This window comes from Clostridium formicaceticum (assembly GCF_001854185.1).
GTDB lineage: Bacteria > Bacillota > Clostridia > Peptostreptococcales > Natronincolaceae > Andreesenella > Andreesenella formicacetica.
In genome coordinates this window covers 633,151-651,448 of record NZ_CP017603.1, presented here as the reverse complement: position 1 = coordinate 651,448, position 18,298 = coordinate 633,151, and the positions used below count along the sequence as shown (strand labels likewise).

The 18,298-nt window shown below is 32.7% G+C and carries 18 protein-coding genes; all 18 read left to right on the top strand.

All coding sequences use genetic code 11. From position 1 onward, the window contains the following. Positions 1 to 63: 63 nt before the first annotated feature. A complete protein-coding gene (gene tnpA, locus BJL90_RS02905; RefSeq protein WP_081561990.1) occupies positions 64 to 402 on the top strand; it encodes an IS66 family insertion sequence element accessory protein TnpA in 339 nt (112 codons plus the stop codon). Then, on the top strand, positions 396 to 746 hold the full coding sequence (gene tnpB, locus BJL90_RS02900) for an IS66 family insertion sequence element accessory protein TnpB (RefSeq protein WP_070963578.1): 351 nt from the start codon (positions 396 to 398) through the stop codon (positions 744 to 746). Before tnpA (BJL90_RS02905) ends, tnpB (BJL90_RS02900) begins: the two co-directional genes overlap by 7 nt. Positions 747 to 818: 72 nt before the next feature. Continuing rightward, positions 819 to 2,444, top strand: coding sequence for an IS66 family transposase (gene tnpC / locus BJL90_RS02895; RefSeq protein ID WP_081562101.1), 1,626 nt, complete (start codon positions 819 to 821; stop codon positions 2,442 to 2,444). A gap of 158 nt (positions 2,445 to 2,602) precedes the next feature. After that, positions 2,603 to 3,448 (top strand): heteromeric transposase endonuclease subunit TnsA, encoded by an 846-nt coding sequence (locus BJL90_RS02890; protein ID WP_070964120.1) that lies wholly within the window; start codon positions 2,603 to 2,605, stop codon positions 3,446 to 3,448. Further along, complete coding sequence (locus tag BJL90_RS02885; protein WP_070964118.1) at positions 3,445 to 5,607, top strand: Mu transposase C-terminal domain-containing protein; 2,163 nt, start codon at positions 3,445 to 3,447, stop codon at positions 5,605 to 5,607. Before BJL90_RS02890 ends, BJL90_RS02885 begins: the two co-directional genes overlap by 4 nt. Beyond that, entirely contained in the window at positions 5,600 to 7,279 is a 1,680-nt protein-coding gene (locus tag BJL90_RS02880) for an ATP-binding protein (protein WP_070964116.1), read from the top strand. Before BJL90_RS02885 ends, BJL90_RS02880 begins: the two co-directional genes overlap by 8 nt. Further along, the gene (locus BJL90_RS02875; RefSeq protein WP_070964114.1) at positions 7,273 to 9,249 is read left to right on the top strand and encodes a TnsD family Tn7-like transposition protein; all 1,977 of its coding nucleotides are present in this window, start codon (positions 7,273 to 7,275) and stop codon (positions 9,247 to 9,249) included. Before BJL90_RS02880 ends, BJL90_RS02875 begins: the two co-directional genes overlap by 7 nt. Further along, positions 9,212 to 9,442, top strand: coding sequence for a hypothetical protein (locus BJL90_RS02870; protein ID WP_169824188.1), 231 nt, complete (start codon positions 9,212 to 9,214; stop codon positions 9,440 to 9,442). The genes BJL90_RS02875 and BJL90_RS02870 overlap by 38 nt, the downstream gene beginning before the upstream one ends. 200 nt (positions 9,443 to 9,642) lie before the next feature. After that, positions 9,643 to 10,125: a hypothetical protein gene (locus BJL90_RS02865; RefSeq protein ID WP_070964110.1), complete on the top strand. Its 483-nt coding sequence runs from the start codon at positions 9,643 to 9,645 to the stop codon at positions 10,123 to 10,125. Next, positions 10,125 to 11,066: an MvdC/MvdD family ATP grasp protein gene (locus BJL90_RS02860; protein WP_070964108.1), complete on the top strand. Its 942-nt coding sequence runs from the start codon at positions 10,125 to 10,127 to the stop codon at positions 11,064 to 11,066. The genes BJL90_RS02865 and BJL90_RS02860 overlap by 1 nt, the downstream gene beginning before the upstream one ends. Before the next feature lie 14 nt (positions 11,067 to 11,080). Next, positions 11,081 to 11,959, top strand: coding sequence for a hypothetical protein (locus tag BJL90_RS02855; RefSeq protein WP_070964106.1), 879 nt, complete (start codon positions 11,081 to 11,083; stop codon positions 11,957 to 11,959). 72 nt (positions 11,960 to 12,031) lie between these two features. Then, positions 12,032 to 12,547, top strand: a complete 516-nt coding sequence (locus tag BJL90_RS02850) for a hypothetical protein (RefSeq protein WP_156778692.1) — start codon at positions 12,032 to 12,034, stop codon at positions 12,545 to 12,547. Positions 12,548 to 12,885: 338 nt separating this feature from the next. Further along, positions 12,886 to 13,224: an IS66 family insertion sequence element accessory protein TnpA gene (tnpA, locus tag BJL90_RS02845; RefSeq protein ID WP_070964102.1), complete on the top strand. Its 339-nt coding sequence runs from the start codon at positions 12,886 to 12,888 to the stop codon at positions 13,222 to 13,224. Further along, the gene (tnpB, locus tag BJL90_RS02840; RefSeq protein WP_070964101.1) at positions 13,218 to 13,568 is read left to right on the top strand and encodes an IS66 family insertion sequence element accessory protein TnpB; all 351 of its coding nucleotides are present in this window, start codon (positions 13,218 to 13,220) and stop codon (positions 13,566 to 13,568) included. The genes tnpA (BJL90_RS02845) and tnpB (BJL90_RS02840) overlap by 7 nt, the downstream gene beginning before the upstream one ends. Before the next feature lie 73 nt (positions 13,569 to 13,641). Then, positions 13,642 to 15,270 (top strand): IS66 family transposase, encoded by a 1,629-nt coding sequence (gene tnpC / locus BJL90_RS02835; protein WP_081562197.1) that lies wholly within the window; start codon positions 13,642 to 13,644, stop codon positions 15,268 to 15,270. A gap of 636 nt (positions 15,271 to 15,906) precedes the next feature. Next, positions 15,907 to 16,656 carry an AAA family ATPase gene (locus BJL90_RS02830; RefSeq protein ID WP_070964097.1) on the top strand — a complete coding sequence of 250 codons (750 nt, stop codon included), beginning with the start codon at positions 15,907 to 15,909 and terminating at the stop codon, positions 16,654 to 16,656. 66 nt (positions 16,657 to 16,722) lie between these two features. Beyond that, entirely contained in the window at positions 16,723 to 17,256 is a 534-nt protein-coding gene (locus BJL90_RS02825; protein WP_472235115.1) for a sugar O-acetyltransferase, read from the top strand. Positions 17,257 to 17,323: 67 nt separating this feature from the next. Beyond that, positions 17,324 to 18,187: a metallophosphoesterase gene (locus BJL90_RS02820; protein WP_070964092.1), complete on the top strand. Its 864-nt coding sequence runs from the start codon at positions 17,324 to 17,326 to the stop codon at positions 18,185 to 18,187. Positions 18,188 to 18,298 lie beyond the last annotated feature (111 nt).

The window sequence follows — 18,298 nt, the reverse complement described above, 5'->3', positions numbered from 1 at the left end:
CCTAGATTGTACCAGGAAGCTTTGCTAGAATAACAGATAACAAGCAATAGGGAGGTATCTGTTATGACAAATGAAGCACTGAACATTGACTGGGAAGATATTTTAGATAAATTCTCTTCTCATGAAGGAAGCATCAAGGCCTTTTGTGAAGAGAATAGTATAAGTGCCCATCAGCTTTACTACAGGAGAAAAAAATTACAAAACAATAACACTCCTGTATTTCATGCTGTTAGCTTTAAAGATAAGGAAGCTGATGAGGCTGTAAATCAAAATATTATTCCACCTAATCCTGTCTCAGCATCAACTATAAAAATTGAAATAGGCAAAGCTAAGATATATATACCAAGCAATGATAAGGTATCTCTATCTAATGTTTTTAAGGAAATCATAGCATTATGCTAAATATAGATAAAGTGGATAAAGTATATTTGGCTTGTGGGGTAACGGATCTTAGGAAAAATATAGATGGACTAAGTATGATTGTACAGACCGAGTTTAAGCTGGACCCTTTTGAAAAGGCACTATTTGTCTTTTGCAATAGGCAGATGAATAAACTAAAGATACTTCACTTTGATGATGGCTTTTGGCTATACTATCATCGGCTAGAAAGAAATAAATTCAGATGGCCTATGTCAAAGGAAGAAGCTTTAAAGGTTTCCATTGAAGAACTAAGGTGGCTGCTTAAGGGGTATGAAGTAAGAACCATATCAAAATTCAAGCCCGTTAAAGAAAGAAATCACTTCTGAAAAAAATACCATAAAACCTTTGTATATATTAAAATTACAAGGGTTTTATGGTATAATTGTTTTGTAAATAAAATGAAAACGGGGATAAAAATGACGAAGATAAATTTACAAAACCAACTGGATGAAAAGACGAAAGAACTAATTTTAAAAATGGAAGAAGAGCTTGAAGCAAAGGATAAGGAAATAGAAAACTTGAAAAATGAGTTAGCTTATCTTAAAAATCAAGTACTTAATAAAAACAGAAAAATATTTGGCTCTTCCAGTGAACAGGCTAATACTATACAGGTATCCTTTTTTGATGAAGCTGAAAAAGATAGTAACTTAAAAGCAGCTGAGCCTACTATTGAGGAAATTACTTACAAGAGAACGAAGCCAACCAGCAATACTGGAAAAAAAGATAACTTAGCAAACCTAGAAAAAATAGTAATTGAGCATAAGCTTGATGAAGATCAACAGTCCTGCAGAGATTGTTCCAGTGATTTAGTGGTTATAGGTAAGAAGTCAAAGGAAGTGTTAAAGTATATACCTGCAAAGCTGTATGTAGAAGAACATCTAACCTACAGCTATGCCTGCAGATCATGTGAAGAAAATAATGATAAAGCAAATATAATTACAACAAAGGCTCCAAAGACCTTGCTACATAAGAGTATGGCATCTAACGAGCTTCTTAGTCATGTCATAAATTTAAAATACCAGCATGCACTGCCTTTAAATAGACAAGAATCCTACTTCAAGATGATGGGGGCAAATCTTTCTAGACAAACCCTTGCCAACTGGGTTATTGGTGCAGCCCATGAACTAGATCCAATTTATCAGCTTATGAAGGAAGAGCTCCTTAAGAGAAACTATATCCAGGCTGATGAAACAGTTGTTAAAGTTTTAGATGATAGGGGCAAGGAGTCCAATAAACAAAAGTATATGTGGCTCTATAAATCCCCAGATAAAGACCAGCCTATTGTCATTTACGATTACCAAAAGACAAGGTCTGGTTCTTGTCCTAGGAATTTCTTAAGTGGATTCTCCGGATATATGCAAACCGATGGTTATGCTGGGTATAATAAAGTTGAAAATGTCAAAAGACTTTATTGCCTAGCCCATATAAGAAGAAAGTTCCACGAAATAATAGTAAACCTAGATGAAGAAGCCCTAAAGTCTTCAAGAGCATTAATAGGGTTTAATTATTGTGCTCAGCTTTATAAGATTGAAAAAGACCTAAAAGAACAGCATAGTGGAAAAGAAGATTTCTATGAGAGACGTTATAAAAAACGACTTAAGGCATCTAAGCCAATAATAGAAGCGTTTATAGCTTATGTAGATAGAGAAATAAAAGATGCTGTTCCCAAAAGTGCCCTTGGTAAAGCTTTGGCATATACCAAACCACTACTTCCAAGCTTCAAAGTATTCCTAGAAGACGGATCTTTAGAAATAGATAATAATGCTGCAGAGCGATCTATAAGACCATTTGTGGTGGGTCGTAGCAATTGGCTTTTCTCGGCTTCTACCAAAGGTGCAGAGTCCAGTGCATTAATCTATAGCATCATTGAAACGGCTAGGAATAATAATTTAGTTGTTGAAAAATATTTACTTTACTTAATGAACCACTTCTCAAATGTAGACCCTCAAGACAAGGAAAGCTTATTAAAACTACTACCTTTTTCAAAGGATCTACCTGAAGATTTAAAAGTTCAAGCTAAGTAAAAATATAAAATCCAGTAGAGTTAGTAACATACCTAACTTCTACTGGATTTATTGTATCAGCTATTCAATTGGATTTCTATACGTCAATTTTTTGGCACTTACCGAGTTAATAGGTTCTTTTCAAGAAATAAATTTACTTTTTTATAGGAGGTGGATGAATGGCAAAAAGAAATTCAAATTTTTCAATGGATAAATTAAATAGAATGATTAGAGAAGGAAGGGGACAAGGAACAGGAAAAAATTATATTCCGTGGCTTACCATTCAGGATTTCCCTTCGAAGGGTAGGGCTTCCCGTTTAGTTGGCTGGAAAACAGATAGGATACATCATTTCCTTACTGATACTGAAACCAGATATTTTTATCTATTAGAATGGAATGATTCCGTAGTTGATATTAGAGAACATTATCCCTTACTGGACTTTCAGGAAATTGTTAAAGAAAAGGAAGATTTATATATAGATTTATTTAAAGATAAAGAATCTGGAGTCCTCTATGTCCTATCAACTTCTTTTCTTATAACCTTGAAGGATGAAAAAGGAGATACTTTTTATGCTGCCAGGTCTATAAAAGCAGACTACGAATTAGAAAGAAAGTTAGTTTTAGAAAGACTGGAAATAGAGAGAAGATATTGGAGGAGTAAAAATATTGACTGGGGTATCGTTACACAAAAAGATATTTCTGTAATTAAAGCTAAGAATATTGCATGGATACACTCTTCACTGCTTTCAAGCGCTGAAAGAGGCTTAACTATAGATGAAATGAACTATTATTGTATTCGTTTTATTGAAAGAATACATGGAAATTCCAAGTCCATTAGAGTCTTTACAGCAGATTTTGATAAAGAATTTAATCTCGATGTAGGGACAGGACTGTTCATTTTTAAACATTTAATAGCATCAAAAAAAATTCAGATTGATATGCTTAAGAAGATAAATATTAGCGAGTCAATTGAAGATATCAGTATTACCAATAAAATAGGATTTAAGGAAGTGAGGGTAATATGATTGCTGTTAATACATTAATTAGATGGAAAAAGACCGACGAAGTAGAAAAAATTGAAAGAATTCTATGGATAGATAGAAAGCAGGATATAGCTTATGTAATTGATATTTTTCTTAATAACAGTCCCTTTAGCAGATGTGTTTCGGAGATTGAAGGAGCCATATCAGAGTATACTGCTCTATTATATGAAGATGACCCTTTTACAAAAATCATTCATGAAGAAGATATATCGGAACTGGCTAAAGAGCGAAGGGACAAAGCATGGCAAATTATTTGTGAATTGATTGCACAGGAGCCTATGATTTTTGTTCCAAAAGCGAGGAAAGAGTTAATAATGAAATATGCTAAATTTCATAATGTACATGAAAAGACTGTCTATAAATATTTGAAAAATTATTGGATAAGAGGTAAGACGATTAATGCTCTTTTACCAGACTACTATCGCTGTGGAGGCCCTGGTAAAGAAAAATCGTCAGGCGCTGCGAAACGGGGACGAAAAAGGATGAATAAAGAATTACTGGGGGAAGGGATAAATGTTGATGAGGAAATTAAACAAGTATTTAGAGCTGCAATCAATAAATTCTACAACACAAAGGCTCAAAACTCCTTAAAGCTTGCATATGAACTAATGAGAAAAGAATTCTTTGTAAGTGACTATAAAACAGAAAATGGAATTCTTATTCCAATTATTAAACCAGATAATGAAGTTCCAACCTATGCACAATTTAAGTATTGGTTTGAAAAGGAAAGAAATATAAAAAAAGAAATAACACTAAGGAAAAGTGCAAAGAAATATGAGCAACAGAATAGAGCAATCATTGGAAATTCTACTGTAGAAGCATTAGGCCCTGGAAGTATTTATCAAATAGATGCGACGGTGGGAGATATTTATCTCGTCAGTAGATTTAATCGCAATTGGATAATTGGTAGACCAGTAATTTACGTTGCTATAGATGTGTTTTCAAGGGCAATTGCTGGCCTGTATATTGGACTTGAAGGACCCAGTTGGATTGGAGCTATGATGGCTTTAGAAAACACAGCCAGTAATAAAGTAGAATTCTGCAAAAGGTTTGATATAGAAATAGAAGAAAATCAGTGGCCAGTTCATCATCTTCCAGAAGCAATACTTGCAGACAGAGGAGAGTTAGAAGGAAAAAATATTGAAAATCTAATCAATGGACTACATATAAAAATCCAGAATACACCACCCTACAGAGCAGATTGGAAAGGTATAGTTGAACAGCATTTTAAAATTACTAATACAAGAGTAAAACCTTTTTTACCAGGTACAATTGACTCTAATGTAAGGGAGAGAGGGGACAAAGATTATAGATTAGATGCAAAATTGGATATATTTCAATTTACTCAAATCATGATAAAATGTGCCCTTTACCACAACAACCACCATTATCTAAAGAATTACTGTCGAGAAGAAATGATGATAAATGATGACGTTAAATGCATACCAAGGGAGTTGTGGAACTGGGGGATAGAAAATCGTTCAGGGAAGTTGCGACAGGTATCAGAAGAAATTGTAAAACTAAACTTAATGCCAACTGCTACTGCTACAGTGACTGGTAAAGGTATTAAATTTAAAAATCTATATTATGGGTCATCTATAACGTTAAAAGAGAGATGGTTTGAGAAAGCACGAAATAAAGGGTCTTGGAGAGTAAATGTCTGCTATGACCCGCGAAATTTGGACTATATCTATATTAGAAACCCTAATGAAATGGATTTTGATAAATGCTATTTGTTGGAGTACCAAAGTGGATACCAAGATAAAAGTTATGAAGAAATTGAGTATCTAATTGAGAAGGAGAAAATAGATGCAAAAATTGCTTCCGAAAAAGACTTGCAGAATAAAATAGAATTGATAACAGAAATAGAACATATCGTTAAAGAATCTGATAAGCAACTGAAAATGAATAAAAAAACAGAGGAGAGCGATAGAAAGCGTTTAGGAGGGATTAGAAAAAATAGAAAAATAGAAAGAATGTTGAACAGAGAAAGTGAAACCTTTGAGCTGAAGCAGGAAAAGGTCAATATAAATTCACAGGTGATAGATTTAGAAATAAAAGAGAAGAAAAGTAATGCAGTAAATGATTTGGAGCTACTTAGAAAAAAGCAAAAGGAGGCATTATCTAAAATTCATGAATAGAAAAATTATAATCCCAAATGGCGGTGAGGCTATAAAAGCAGAATATAAAGAACAGTTGATACAAGAATATAGTGGGAATCCCTTGATAGAAGCTCTCCCCCAAATAAGTTCGAAGATAGAAGTTATTGATAAATTATCGGTGTATCCTAAGTATGATGATAAAGAGCGAATACTTGAGAGTCATTATAGAGTTCATCTTGTTCAGAGATTATTTCAATGCTTTCAACCTTTAGAAATCCATTTAGATATAGAAAGTAGATTATCGAGGGTTATACGGCAGAGTTACCTTGCAAGAAACCCGTTTCGCCCTGAATTTGCATCTGGACTTCAAGATGGCTATCGGATGATACAAAACCTAAGTCTCGATTTGACTGTTAATAGTTCATTTCGAACAACAGCAGCAGGATTTTCAATCGTAGGGGTAAGTGGGATGGGAAAAACAACAGCAGTAAATCGTATTCTGTCAATGATTCCTCAAATTATAGTCCATTCTAAATACAAAGAAAATAATTTTAGTATTTATCAATTAGTTTGGCTGAAACTGGACTGCCCCTACGATGGCAGCATTAGGGGTCTATGTATGGAGTTTTTTAATAAAGTAGATAGTCTATTGGGAACCAAGTATTATCAAAAACATATTAACGGTCGGCATACTGTAGATACAATGCTTTCAGTCATGTCTCAAATTGCAAGGAGCATTGGATTAGGCTTATTAATCATTGATGAAATACAACATTTAAAACAAGCTAAAAGTGGTGGAAGTGAGCGGATGTTAAATTTCTTTGTTACCCTGGTGAATACAATCGGAGTTCCTGTAGTTCTGATTGGTACAATGAAGGCACTATCTCTCTTACAAGGTGAATTTAGACAAGCAAGGAGAGGCTCTGGACAAGGAGATTTAACCTATGAGCGATTAAAGCAAGATGATAATTGGGAATTGTTGCTTAGTGCATTATGGGATTACCAATGGACAAAAACTCCTGTTTTTCTTACATCGAGAATCAGCAATATGATGTATGAACATTCCCAAGGAATTATTGATATAGCAGTTAAACTCTATGCAATGGCACAGATAAGAGCTATATTGAGTGGTAGTGAATTAGTGGATGAAGCCCTTATAAGACAAGTGGCAGAGGAAAATTTCAAATTGGTAAAACCAATGATTGAGGCTCTTAAGTCTGGAGATATAAGAAGAATTGCACAGTTTGAGGATATATGCCCTATTAATTTTGAAGAGTTTATTAGTCTACAGAGGCCAAGATATGATTTAGATATCAACATGAAAGAATTACAATTGTTAAAGAAACGGAAAAAAGAAGCAGAAGAAAATAAGACATCAAGAGAAAAGGCAATAATGAAATTGATTGAGTTGGAAATAGATACAGAAAGCGCAGAAACGGCAATTGCCGAGGTAATTACTATTGATGGAGAATCTATAGGGACTGGTGAACTTGTAATCAAAGCACTTCAAAAAATTGCAGATAGCGAGAAGAGACAGAAAAAAAAGCAAAGAAAGAAGAAAGATGTTAAAGCAAGAGGTAGAGATGATATTAGAGCAATAGTGGAAGAAGATAAACATAAGCAAGTTTCAGCCTACACGATGTTAAAAGAAAAGGGATATATAAAACATTCGGATGTAGATTGCTGTATGGAGGGGAAGAAGATATGTTAACTTTTTTTCCAGTACCTTATGAAGATGAAATAATGTATAGTACCTTTGCCAGGTATCATATTAGAAGTGGCAATATCAGTATTAAGTCTACAATGGAGGACCTTTTCAGTTCAAACCATACAACAGCAGTAATGGAGATACCCTCCCATTTTCAAAAGCTCATAGAAAATATGCCTATTAATCATCAATATACAACATCAGAATTAATCTTCAAGCATACTTTATATCCATTCTATGGTTCATTTCTTCCACTAAACAGAGCTGAAGAAATTATACAGTCTATGGAAGGAGAAAATGGAGGAGATATCTATACGAGAATTGGAATAATGGCCAGCTCAATTACTTTAAATCGATTCTTCAGATTTTGCCCTGAATGCAACAAAGAGGATTTAGAAAGGTACGGAGAGTTATACTGGCATCGAGTACACCAAATACCAGGAGTATTAGTCTGTCCAACCCATGAAGTTCCTTTACTGGATAGTAGTGTAGAGGTTAGAGGAAGTAATAAGCATGAGTATGTAATTCCTACAATTATAAACTGTGTAAGTCATGATATAGGAGTTCAGTACCCTAAAAATATGTTGGTTAATTTAATAGTATTAGCTAAAGGTGCAGAATCTCTACTTAATAGAAAATACGGCAACAAGCCATTGGAATGGTTTAGAGAACAATACATTAGCAAGTTGAAGAAATACGGCTTTGCAAATATTAATGGGAACATCAATAGAAAAGAATTTTTACAAAGCTTTATGGATTATTATGGGGGTAACTTATTAAATTTACTTCAATCTCCTGTGGATACTAAAAGTGAAATAAACTGGCTTTTGGATATGATTAGAAGAAAAAATAAGACAAGCCATCCGATGAGACACCTATTATTGGCAGGGTTTCTTAGACTTAGTTTAGATGATTTATTCTATAAAAAAATAGAGTATAAGCCCTTCGGTACTGGACCTTGGCCTTGCTTAAATAAGGCTGCTGAACACTATAAAAATCCTGTAGTAAACGACTTAAAAATAAACTATGATTCGGAATTTAAAATTCCAATTGGAGTTTTTAGGTGTAATTGTGGTTTTACCTATACCCGCAGAGGTCCAGATGTGGATGATAATAATAAATACCAGTTCTCCAGAATCAAAGAATTTGGGCATATATGGGAGCAGAGATTGAAGGATTTGGTAGAGTCGAAATTAACACTAAGGGCGACTGCAAATGAATTGGGTGTAGACCCAGGTACTGTGAAGAAGTATGTTGACAAAATGCAATTAGAAAGCTGTTGGGAAAGGAGAAGTGATAAAACAATTCAAACAGCAAGTGAGAGTAAAGAAAATTCTTTAATTGAAGAAAATAGAATTAAGAATAGAGAAGAATGGTTGAAACTACGGCATTTATATCCTGATAAAGGTAAAACAGAGTTAAGAAATATTAATAAATCCCTTTATATGTGGTTATATAAATATGATAAAAATTGGCTTAATGAAAATTCTCCCTTAAAACAATCCACTGCTAATACCAGTGTAAGAGTTGATTGGGTAAGCAGAGACAATGCTATTAATATAAAGGTTAAGGAGCTGGTAGAAAACATGCTCACTACTGATAATAAGCCAGAGAAAATATGTATTGGTTCCATTGCTAAGAAATTAGGAGTAAAGGCTTTGATGGAGAAGCACTTAGATAAGCTACCAAGGACAAAAGAATATATTGAAACGGTTAGAGAATCCAGTAGAGAGTTTCATATCAGAAAAATTAAGTGGGCGATAAGAGAGATAGAAAAAGAAGGGCATGAATTGATGATATGGAGAATTTTTAGAAGAGCTGCAATAAGACAGGAATATCAAGAGGACTTAATAGATGCTATTACTGAACTGCTAAATAATCAAACAATAAGGGGGAATGGGTATGAGAATTCAGTTATAATTAATGACAACTCAATTGAGTATCATCTTAATTTCCACAATAGCAGAAAATAATTTTCCAAAAGTATTCGGGGGAGATGAAGAAAAGAAAATCAATATTGAAATTGAGTTATCTGATATTCGACATAGAGCAATATTTATAATCGTAGTGTTTCTAATACTTTTTACACCTGTGATAAATTGGATTATTTCCTTTGGATATGGTTGCTGGGTGATTTATATGGGATATAGTAATAGAGGTAATTAAAAGAATCAAATAAAGGAATTATAAATATTAAGGAAAGTTTTATTATTTAAATAATTGCCCACAAGGCTGAATTTGTTATTCAGTCTTTTTTTGCATGATTTAATATTGTAGAATATAGCATTTTAAACAAGAAATAAAAAGGAAAATATATACTGTTGACGAAATATATATTTATAACTTTTTCGGGAGGAGTGTTGAATATGAATCAAAGGAGTCCATTACTTCAATATAGAACGAAGTGCAATACTAATGAAGGTGTGGAATTCGAAAATATTAAGTATGATTTTTCTACAGGATTATGGATGGATGAATCAGGGCAACCCCTAATTAAAAAATACATTACATCAACGCAGTATTCAAATGAGTGCCAAGAAACCTTGATAACGAGAACACGAGAAGGAATAGATAGGTCAGAAGCTTCCAGTTACAATGAATCTAATCAGTTTTTTGTCGATAAAACTCTGATTACAGAATCACGAGAGGGGATAGATAGAGCCGAAATATCTTGCCAATATTCTGAAGAACCTAAACAAAATTATTCTAAAATATTAGGACAAACTTTAGAAACATGTACACGAGAAGGAATTGATAGGTCCGAACGAGCCACCGATAGCCAAAATACATTATTTCAAACTTTAACTACTTTTACAAGAGAATCGATTGATAGGAGTGAACAATCGTAATGACAGTATATCCAAAAGTATTGTTTGTTACCAATAAAGATGACTTGGCGATTGATTATTTAATCTATAAATTTATGGATAGGAAAATACCCTATTTAAGGTTGAATTCAGAAGATATAACACAAATAGGAATGACTTATGGTTTTGGTAAGAGTGTTAATTTAAAATATCAAGATTATGAATATTCTTTTGAGAAGTTGCAATCAGCTTATTTTAGGAGAGCTCCTTCAATATTTCCTAATACACATGATTTAAATGATATGAAATTTATAAATGGAGAAAGAAAGGATTTTTTTGAAGGATTATATCTATCATTAAATTGTAAATGGGTTAACCCAATATTTGCAACCTACAAAGCAGAAAGAAAAATCTATCAATTGTCTCTTGCAAAGGAATTAGGTTTTAAGACACCCAATTCAATAGTGTCAAATAGCTCTAAGCAGTTACTCAATTTTATAGAAAACAACGGTACATGCATCATTAAACCGATTTGTCATGGATTACAAGTTACACCTCAAGGATCATACTCAATTTATACATCTGAAATAAAAGATATTAATTGGCTTAAGCAGGATATAATTTTCGAGTCTCCAGTTTTCGTTCAAAATAAAATAAAAAATTATCGTGATATAAGGGCAACTGTTGTAGGCAAAGAAATATTTGCGGTGGAAATAGAAACTAATGATTCCGAGAAAACAGACTGGAGAAAACCTAATATTATTAAAGAATATAAGCTACACAAGTTACCTGAACCCTTAACAAATTTAATGTTTAGGCTTCACGAAGAATTAAATTTGGTATATTCAGCGTTTGATTTTGTATTAACACCTTCAGGAGAATATTATTTTCTTGAAACTAACCCTGCAGGGGAGTGGGTTTGGTTAGAAAGAGAACTTAATCTTCCAATAAGCGATGCAATTATTTATGAACTATTGAATTAGGGGAGTGGAGCATTTTGAATTGGCAAGATAAATATTTAAGTCCTTTTATTGAAAGAGAAAAAGTTAGTTATAGCAAAATAAAAAAAATAATTAAAGATTTTACTTTTCTTTTTAAGCATTCGTTATCTTTCCATGAACAGCCTAAAGAACCAGCTGAACAACTACCTGACTTTATTTCCGAAGATACAGACATAATATATAATGTTTGCAAGGAATTCTTTGATAATGCTAACTCAAGAATTGATAAATTAGAAGATAAAGCAATTACATTATTATCATACGTTTCAGCTTTATTTGCATTTATTTCTTTTATATTTATAAACGCTTCAAATTGGGTTACGAAAACAATGCTGATATTTTCAATGGGTTTATTAATATTATCAATATTAATATCTTTTAGATGCGTTAATGTCAAAGGGAGAAAAACCTTCTTTTTACCAGACATATTTGACTTTAATTCAGAAGTACCAGCCGAAAATTTTGATAGAAAGAGTATATCTAAGACATTACTTAATTCAGCTATTTATAATCAAAATATTGCGGATAATACAGCGGATATTCTAAAGGCAGCAAGATATACATTAGTATTGGCTGTAATTATTGGCACAACTGGATTTCTTTTAGGTGTGGGTGAGTACTTTGGAACGACTGAATCCATTGAAATAGTAAGGATTGACAATCAAATAGAATTGACAGATATTGAGAGACAATTAGATAATGCTCATAAAGTTTTAAATGAGATTAATCATAATATTAACACGTTAAATAATGAAAAGAAATTACAAGAACAAATTGATAAATTGATGGATGAAATGAAGCTAATTGAAACTAACTATCAAAATTTATTTGAAAAGTTAGATAGATTAGAGAATGATACTGGAGCTAATCAATAGTTAGGAAACATTCATGATTCATAATCACCAAGTAGAATGAAAATAAGCCTTATTTTCGTAGGAAAGTTTTAAATGGAGGTATCAATAGGGATGGGGATAGCTAATATAGTTACAGAGCCTGTAAAGGGAATTTTTTCTAAGCTTAATAGATTTACTTTATTGCAATTCTTATGGATTATTTCTTTGTATTTTTTTGTAATGAATTCATTATATAGTTTTCTATCAAAGATTGACAATGAATCATTTGATTTATCAAACATAGATTGGATATTAGAGTATAATGAACTAATACTAAAATTTTTAAAAGATAATGAGAGAATTTGGGAGATATTTACTGTTTTGCTTTTTATTTCTTCAATATTTGTAGTTGTTGTCGCACATACATTATTTGAAAATTACATGTTTATTAAGTCTTGTAGTAGATACGGTGGAGATTTAAGCATATGGTCGTTGATAATATATATGACATATAAATTATATTCTTTTACTGGACAATTTTTTATTATTGCTCTTCTCATTCTTACATCTCTTTATTATTGGATAAAGGAAAATAAAAGCAGAATATATAGAAGTTTTTTTCCAACATAATATTAATATAAACCTTAATCCAAGAGTTAATAAAGACATAACCCTAACCATGTATATTGATAATAATTTCGACTCCAAAATATTAAACTCGACTCCAAGAGAATAAAGTCGATTCCAAATTCCCGTAGTAGACGCAGGAGAAATCCTCGTTTGCTGCGGGAATTGCTTTGTTAGGGGGACGGATTAAGGAATAAGTGAAAAGGATAAATAGATTTGTGAATAGAAAAAGAATAGATAAAAGTATTGATTTTAAAGTAAGCGCCAAGGAATTTCTGCCTAGTATTGTACCAAGAAGTTTTGCTAGAATAACAGATAATAAGCAATAGGAGGTATCTGTTATGACGAATGAAGCACTAGACATTGATTGGGAAGATATTTTAGATAAATTCTCTTCTCGTGAAGGGACCATCAAAGCCTTTTGTGAAGAGAATAATATAGGTATTCATCAGCTGTATTATCGGAGAAAAAAGCTAGAAAACAATAATACTCCTGTATTTCATGCTGTTAGCTTTAAAGATACGGAAGCTGATGAGGCTGTAAATCAAGAAAATACCCCATCTAATCCTTCCCCAACGGCAACTATAAAAATCGAAATAGGCAAAGCTAAGATATATATACCAAGCAATGACAAGGTATCTCTATCTAATGTTTTTAAGGAAATTATAGCATCATGCTAAATATAGATAAAGTGGATAAGGTATATTTAGCTTGCGGGGTAACGGATCTTAGAAAAAATATAGATGGATTAAGTATGATTGTACAAACGCAGTTTAATCTGGATCCTTTTGAAAAGGCACTATTTGTCTTTTGTAATAGGCAGATGAATAAACTAAAAATACTCCATTTTGATGATGGGTTTTGGCTATACTATCATCGACTAGAGAGAAATAAATTTAAATGGCCTATGTCAAAAGAAGAAGCTCTAAAGGTTTCCATAGAAGAATTACGATGGCTACTTAAGGGATATGAAGTAAGAACTGCATCAAAATTTAAGCCCGTTAAAGAGAGAAACTACTTTTAAAAAGAGATACCGCAAAACCTTTGTAAGTATTCAAATTACAAGGGTTTTGTGGTATAATTATTTTGTAAATAAAATGAAAACGGGGATAAAAATGACGAAGATAAATGTACAAAACCAACTGGATGAAAAGACGAAAGAACTGATTTTAAAAATGGAAGAAGAGCTTGAAGCAAAGGATAAGGAAATAGAAAACTTGAAAAATGAGTTAGCTTATCTTAAAAATCAAGTACTTAATAAAAACAGAAAAATATTTGGCTCTTCCAGTGAACAGGCTAATACTATACAGGTATCCTTTTTTGATGAAGCTGAAAAAGATAGTAACTTAAAAGCAGCTGAGCCTACTATTGAGGAAATTACTTACAAGAGAACGAAGCCAACCAGCAATACTGGAAAAAAAGATAACTTAGCAAACCTAGAAAAAATAGTAATTGAGCATAAGCTTGATGAAGATCAACAGTCCTGCAGAGATTGTTCCAGTGATTTAGTGGTTATAGGTAAGAAGTCAAAGGAAGTGTTAAAGTATATACCTGCAAAGCTGTATGTAGAAGAACATCTAACCTACAGCTATGCCTGCAGATCATGTGAAGAAAATAATGATAAAGCAAATATAATTACAACAAAGGCTCCAAAGACCCTACTACACAAAAGTATGACATCTAACGAGCTTCTTAGTCATGTCATAAATTTAAAATACCAGCATGCACTGCCTTTAAATAGACAAGAATCCTACTTCAAGATGATGGGGGCAAATCTTTCTAGACAAACCCTTGCCAACTGGGTTATTGGTGCAGCCCATGAACTAGATCCAATTTATCAGCTTATGAAGGAAGAGCTCCTTAAGAGAAACTATATCCAGGCTGATGAAACAGTTGTTAAAGTTTTAGATGATAGGGGCAAGGAGTCCAATAAACAAAAGTATATGTGGCTCTATAAATGCCCAGATAAAGATCAACCTATTATCATCTACGACTACCAAAAGACAAGATCTGGTTCTTGTCCTAAGGGTTTTTTAAGTGGATTTTCAAAATATATTCAAACAGATGGCTATGCTGGATATAATAAAGTTGAAAATGTGAAAAGACTTTATTGCCTAGCCCACATAAGAAGAAAATTCCATGAAATAATAGTGAATCTAGACGAAGAAGCCCTAAAGTCTTCAAGAGCATTGATAGGGTTTAATTATTGTGCCCAGCTTTATGAAATCGAAAAAGACCTAAAAGAACAGCATGGTGAAAAAGAAGATTTCTATGAGAGGCGTTATAAAAAGCGACTTGACGCATCCAAGTCAATAATAGAAGAATTTATAGATTATGTAGATAAAGAAATAAAAGATGCTGTTCCCAAAAGTGCCCTTGGTAAAGCCTTAGCATATACCAAACCACTACTTCCTAGTTTTTTAAAAGTATTTCTAGAAGATGGATCTTTAGAAATAGATAATAACTCTGCAGAGCGATCCATAAGACCATTTGTAGTGGGTCGTAGCAACTGGCTTTTCTCAGCTTCAACCAAAGGTGCAGAGTCTAGTGCATTAATCTATAGCATCACTGAAACGGCTAAGAACAATAATTTAGTTGTTGAAAAATATTTACTTTACTTAATGAACAACTTTTCAAATATAGACCCTCAAGACAAGGGAAGCTTGTTAAAACTACTACCCTTTTCAAAGGAACTACCTGAAAGTTTAAAAGTTCAAGCTAAGTAAAAATATAGAATCCAGTAGAGTTAGCAACATATCTAACTTCTACTGGATTTATTTTATCAGCTATTAAATTGGATTTCTATACGTTAATTCCTTGGCGCTTACAAAAGAATAGATAAAAGTATTGATTTTAAAGGCATTGAAAGAACTGTTGATTGGAAAATAGATGAAAAGAATATTGAAAGGAGTATTGATTAAAGACATTAGAAATTGAATCTTTACTCCTTTTTCCTTGCACCTTACCCCTATTTGGAGCCGACTTTATTATCATAAATAGGGTCAAGAATTAAGGATTATGGGCTAAAAAATAGAAAAGAAGAATGGAAATCTGGAGTTGACTTTAATATTTTAACAGAAAATGGCAACGAAGTTTCAATGGTTTGAGGGGGATGGATGGAGCGGAGATTAATATGTTTATACATTTGTTGGCTTAAAAAAAATTAAACCGTTTTAAAAAAGATGAACTGTTTTTAAAAAAGTTAAATTAACTTGAATAAATTTGAATCGAAATCATCCTTTGTGGTAAAATTTACCTGAAGGATGATTTTTATGTCTAGAAGAATTAAAAAAGTAAAAAATAGACCTAAGAAGCGTAAATAGATATCGATTCTTAAGTTGAATGGCTTTAGGAGAGTGTTTATGAATTTAGATACCATCAATCAATATATTAGAAGTGTGGAATTGCAACGAGGTAAAATAGCTGAATTTACTAAATATCCATTTTGTCTTCCGGCCATTTATAATTTATTTCATTTAAAATTTCATCCTAAGGTTACATTTATTGTGGGGGAAAATGGAACTGGAAAGTCAACGATTTTAGAAGCGGTTGCAACAGCATACGGTTTTAACCCAGAAGGTGGAACAAAAAACTTTAATTTTGCATCTATGGATACACATTCAGACTTACATCATTATATTAAGCTAATTAAAGGCGTGAATAAACCCAAAGACGGTTTTTTTCTTCGGGCAGAAAGTTTTTATAATGTGGCAACTAATATTGATGAATTAGATAGGGGTGGAGGAGGTCCGAGGATTATTGATTTCTATGGTGGATGTTCATTGCACCAGCAATCCCACGGAGAAGCGTTTTTTTCTTTGTTTATAAATAAATTTCGAGGAGAAGGCGTATATATATTAGATGAGCCAGAGGCTGCCTTATCTCCTACAAGACAAATGGCTATGATTGCTAGAATACATGAATTAGTACAGCAGGGAAGCCAGTTTATAATCGCAACCCATTCTCCAATCATCATGGCATATCCAGATGCTGTTATTTACGAAATAAAAGAAAGTTTTAAAAAAGTTAAATACGAAGAAACAGAGCATTATCAGATTATGAGGGACTTTTTAAATAACACTAAAAAAATGTTAGATATATTAATGAAGTAAAAAAGAGAGTTTTTATGCTTATATTTAATAAGGAGCTGTTGAAAAATGAAAACAGAAAAAGAAAAAATGGCAAATGGTGAACTTTACAATGCAACTGATCCGGAGCTAGTAAAGGAAAGACTAAATGCTCGAAGATTAACGAGACTATACAATCAAACATTAGAAACGGATCAGAGCAAAAGAGTGGCATTATTGCAAGAACTGTTGGGTTCAACTGGAAGAAATATATATATAGAACCAACATTTCGTTGTGATTATGGCTACAATATACACGTTGGTGAGAATTTCTTTGCTAATTTTGATTGTGTATTTTTAGATGTTTGTGAAATTCGAATAGGTGATAATTGTTTTATTGCACCAGGTGTACATATATATACGGCAACCCACCCATTAGATCCAAATGAAAGAGTATCGGGGGCGGAATACGGAATACCAGTAAGCATTGGTGATAATGTTTGGATTGGTGGGAGGGTTATTATAAACCCTGGCGTAAAAATAGGCAATAATGTCGTTATTGCTTCTGGCACAGTGGTAACAAAAGATGTACCAGATAATATTGTGATAGGTGGAAATCCTGCAAAAATAATTAAACAAGTTTAAAAATAATGTACTTAGAGATATATACTAAAATAATTTTAGTATGACAGTATTGGGGTGAAGTCTTTTCATGAAAATTGAGCCAAAAGGAAGAAAGTTCTTTTTAATACTATTTTTTATCACGATAGGATTCATCGTATTTTGTCTATGGCAGAATAATGCTGTTGTCATCACAAAGCATCGATACGAAGATGCAAAGCTCCCTAGAAATTTTGAGGATTATGTTATTGTTCAAGTTTCCGACTTGCATAATAAGGATTATCATGGAAGACTCTCGAAGAAAATAAAAGAAATTAATCCCAATATTATTGTAATTACTGGAGATTTGATTGATAGGCGAAATACCAGCATTGACATAGCAGTGAAGTTCGTGAAACAAATAAACATGATAGCACCTATATACTATGTTTCAGGCAATCATGAGGAATTGTCAGGAAAATATGATCTATTAAAACGAGAGCTAGAAAAATTAAATGTACAAATTGTTGATAACGCATTTGTAGCGCTAATTGAAAATGGAGATAAAATAGGGTTGATGGGGATAGCCGATCCTGCAATATTGCAGAGAGAAGGAAATTATCTTTGGGCTGACAGTAGTAATTATATTAAAAATAGTCTTAAAGAATTGTTTAAAGATGTAGATACAAATTTCAATATTTTGCTTTCTCATAGGCCGGAACACTTTGATATTTATAGAGATATGAATGTTGATTTGATCTTTAGCGGGCATGCTCATGGGGGACAAATTAGAATCCCCTTTATTGGAGGGCTGATTGCACCACACCAAGGCTTATTTCCAAAGTATACGAATGGAATGTATAATAAGGGAGCATCATCAATGGTTGTGAGTCGAGGCCTAGGGAATAGCGTTTTTCCATTGAGGGTATTCAATCGACCAGAACTAGTGGTGGTGACTTTGCATAGACACCGCTGATAAATTAATAATTTTAATTTTAAAAGTGAATAGATTCAACTTTAGCATTTGTTTCTGTGGCACAATACATATTGAATGAAGAAAAAATTAAACTAAAAGGATTGAGTCCTT

Bases quoted from the DNA above. Each gene is read 5' to 3' on its own strand.
- tnpA (WP_081561990.1), top strand. From the start codon at position 64: ATGACAAATGAAGCACTGAACATTGACTGGGAAGATATTTTAGATAAA.
- tnpB (WP_070963578.1), top strand. From the start codon at position 396: ATGCTAAATATAGATAAAGTGGATAAAGTATATTTGGCTTGTGGGGTA.
- tnpC (WP_081562101.1), top strand. From the start codon at position 819: ATGAAAACGGGGATAAAAATGACGAAGATAAATTTACAAAACCAACTG.
- BJL90_RS02890 (WP_070964120.1), top strand. From the start codon at position 2,603: ATGGCAAAAAGAAATTCAAATTTTTCAATGGATAAATTAAATAGAATG.
- BJL90_RS02885 (WP_070964118.1), top strand. From the start codon at position 3,445: ATGATTGCTGTTAATACATTAATTAGATGGAAAAAGACCGACGAAGTA.
- BJL90_RS02880 (WP_070964116.1), top strand. From the start codon at position 5,600: ATGAATAGAAAAATTATAATCCCAAATGGCGGTGAGGCTATAAAAGCA.
- BJL90_RS02875 (WP_070964114.1), top strand. From the start codon at position 7,273: ATGTTAACTTTTTTTCCAGTACCTTATGAAGATGAAATAATGTATAGT.
- BJL90_RS02865 (WP_070964110.1), top strand. From the start codon at position 9,643: ATGAATCAAAGGAGTCCATTACTTCAATATAGAACGAAGTGCAATACT.
- BJL90_RS02860 (WP_070964108.1), top strand. From the start codon at position 10,125: ATGACAGTATATCCAAAAGTATTGTTTGTTACCAATAAAGATGACTTG.
- BJL90_RS02850 (WP_156778692.1), top strand. From the start codon at position 12,032: ATGGAGGTATCAATAGGGATGGGGATAGCTAATATAGTTACAGAGCCT.
- tnpA (WP_070964102.1), top strand. From the start codon at position 12,886: ATGACGAATGAAGCACTAGACATTGATTGGGAAGATATTTTAGATAAA.
- tnpB (WP_070964101.1), top strand. From the start codon at position 13,218: ATGCTAAATATAGATAAAGTGGATAAGGTATATTTAGCTTGCGGGGTA.
- tnpC (WP_081562197.1), top strand. From the start codon at position 13,642: ATGAAAACGGGGATAAAAATGACGAAGATAAATGTACAAAACCAACTG.
- BJL90_RS02830 (WP_070964097.1), top strand. From the start codon at position 15,907: ATGAATTTAGATACCATCAATCAATATATTAGAAGTGTGGAATTGCAA.
- BJL90_RS02825 (WP_472235115.1), top strand. From the start codon at position 16,723: ATGGCAAATGGTGAACTTTACAATGCAACTGATCCGGAGCTAGTAAAG.
- BJL90_RS02820 (WP_070964092.1), top strand. From the start codon at position 17,324: ATGAAAATTGAGCCAAAAGGAAGAAAGTTCTTTTTAATACTATTTTTT.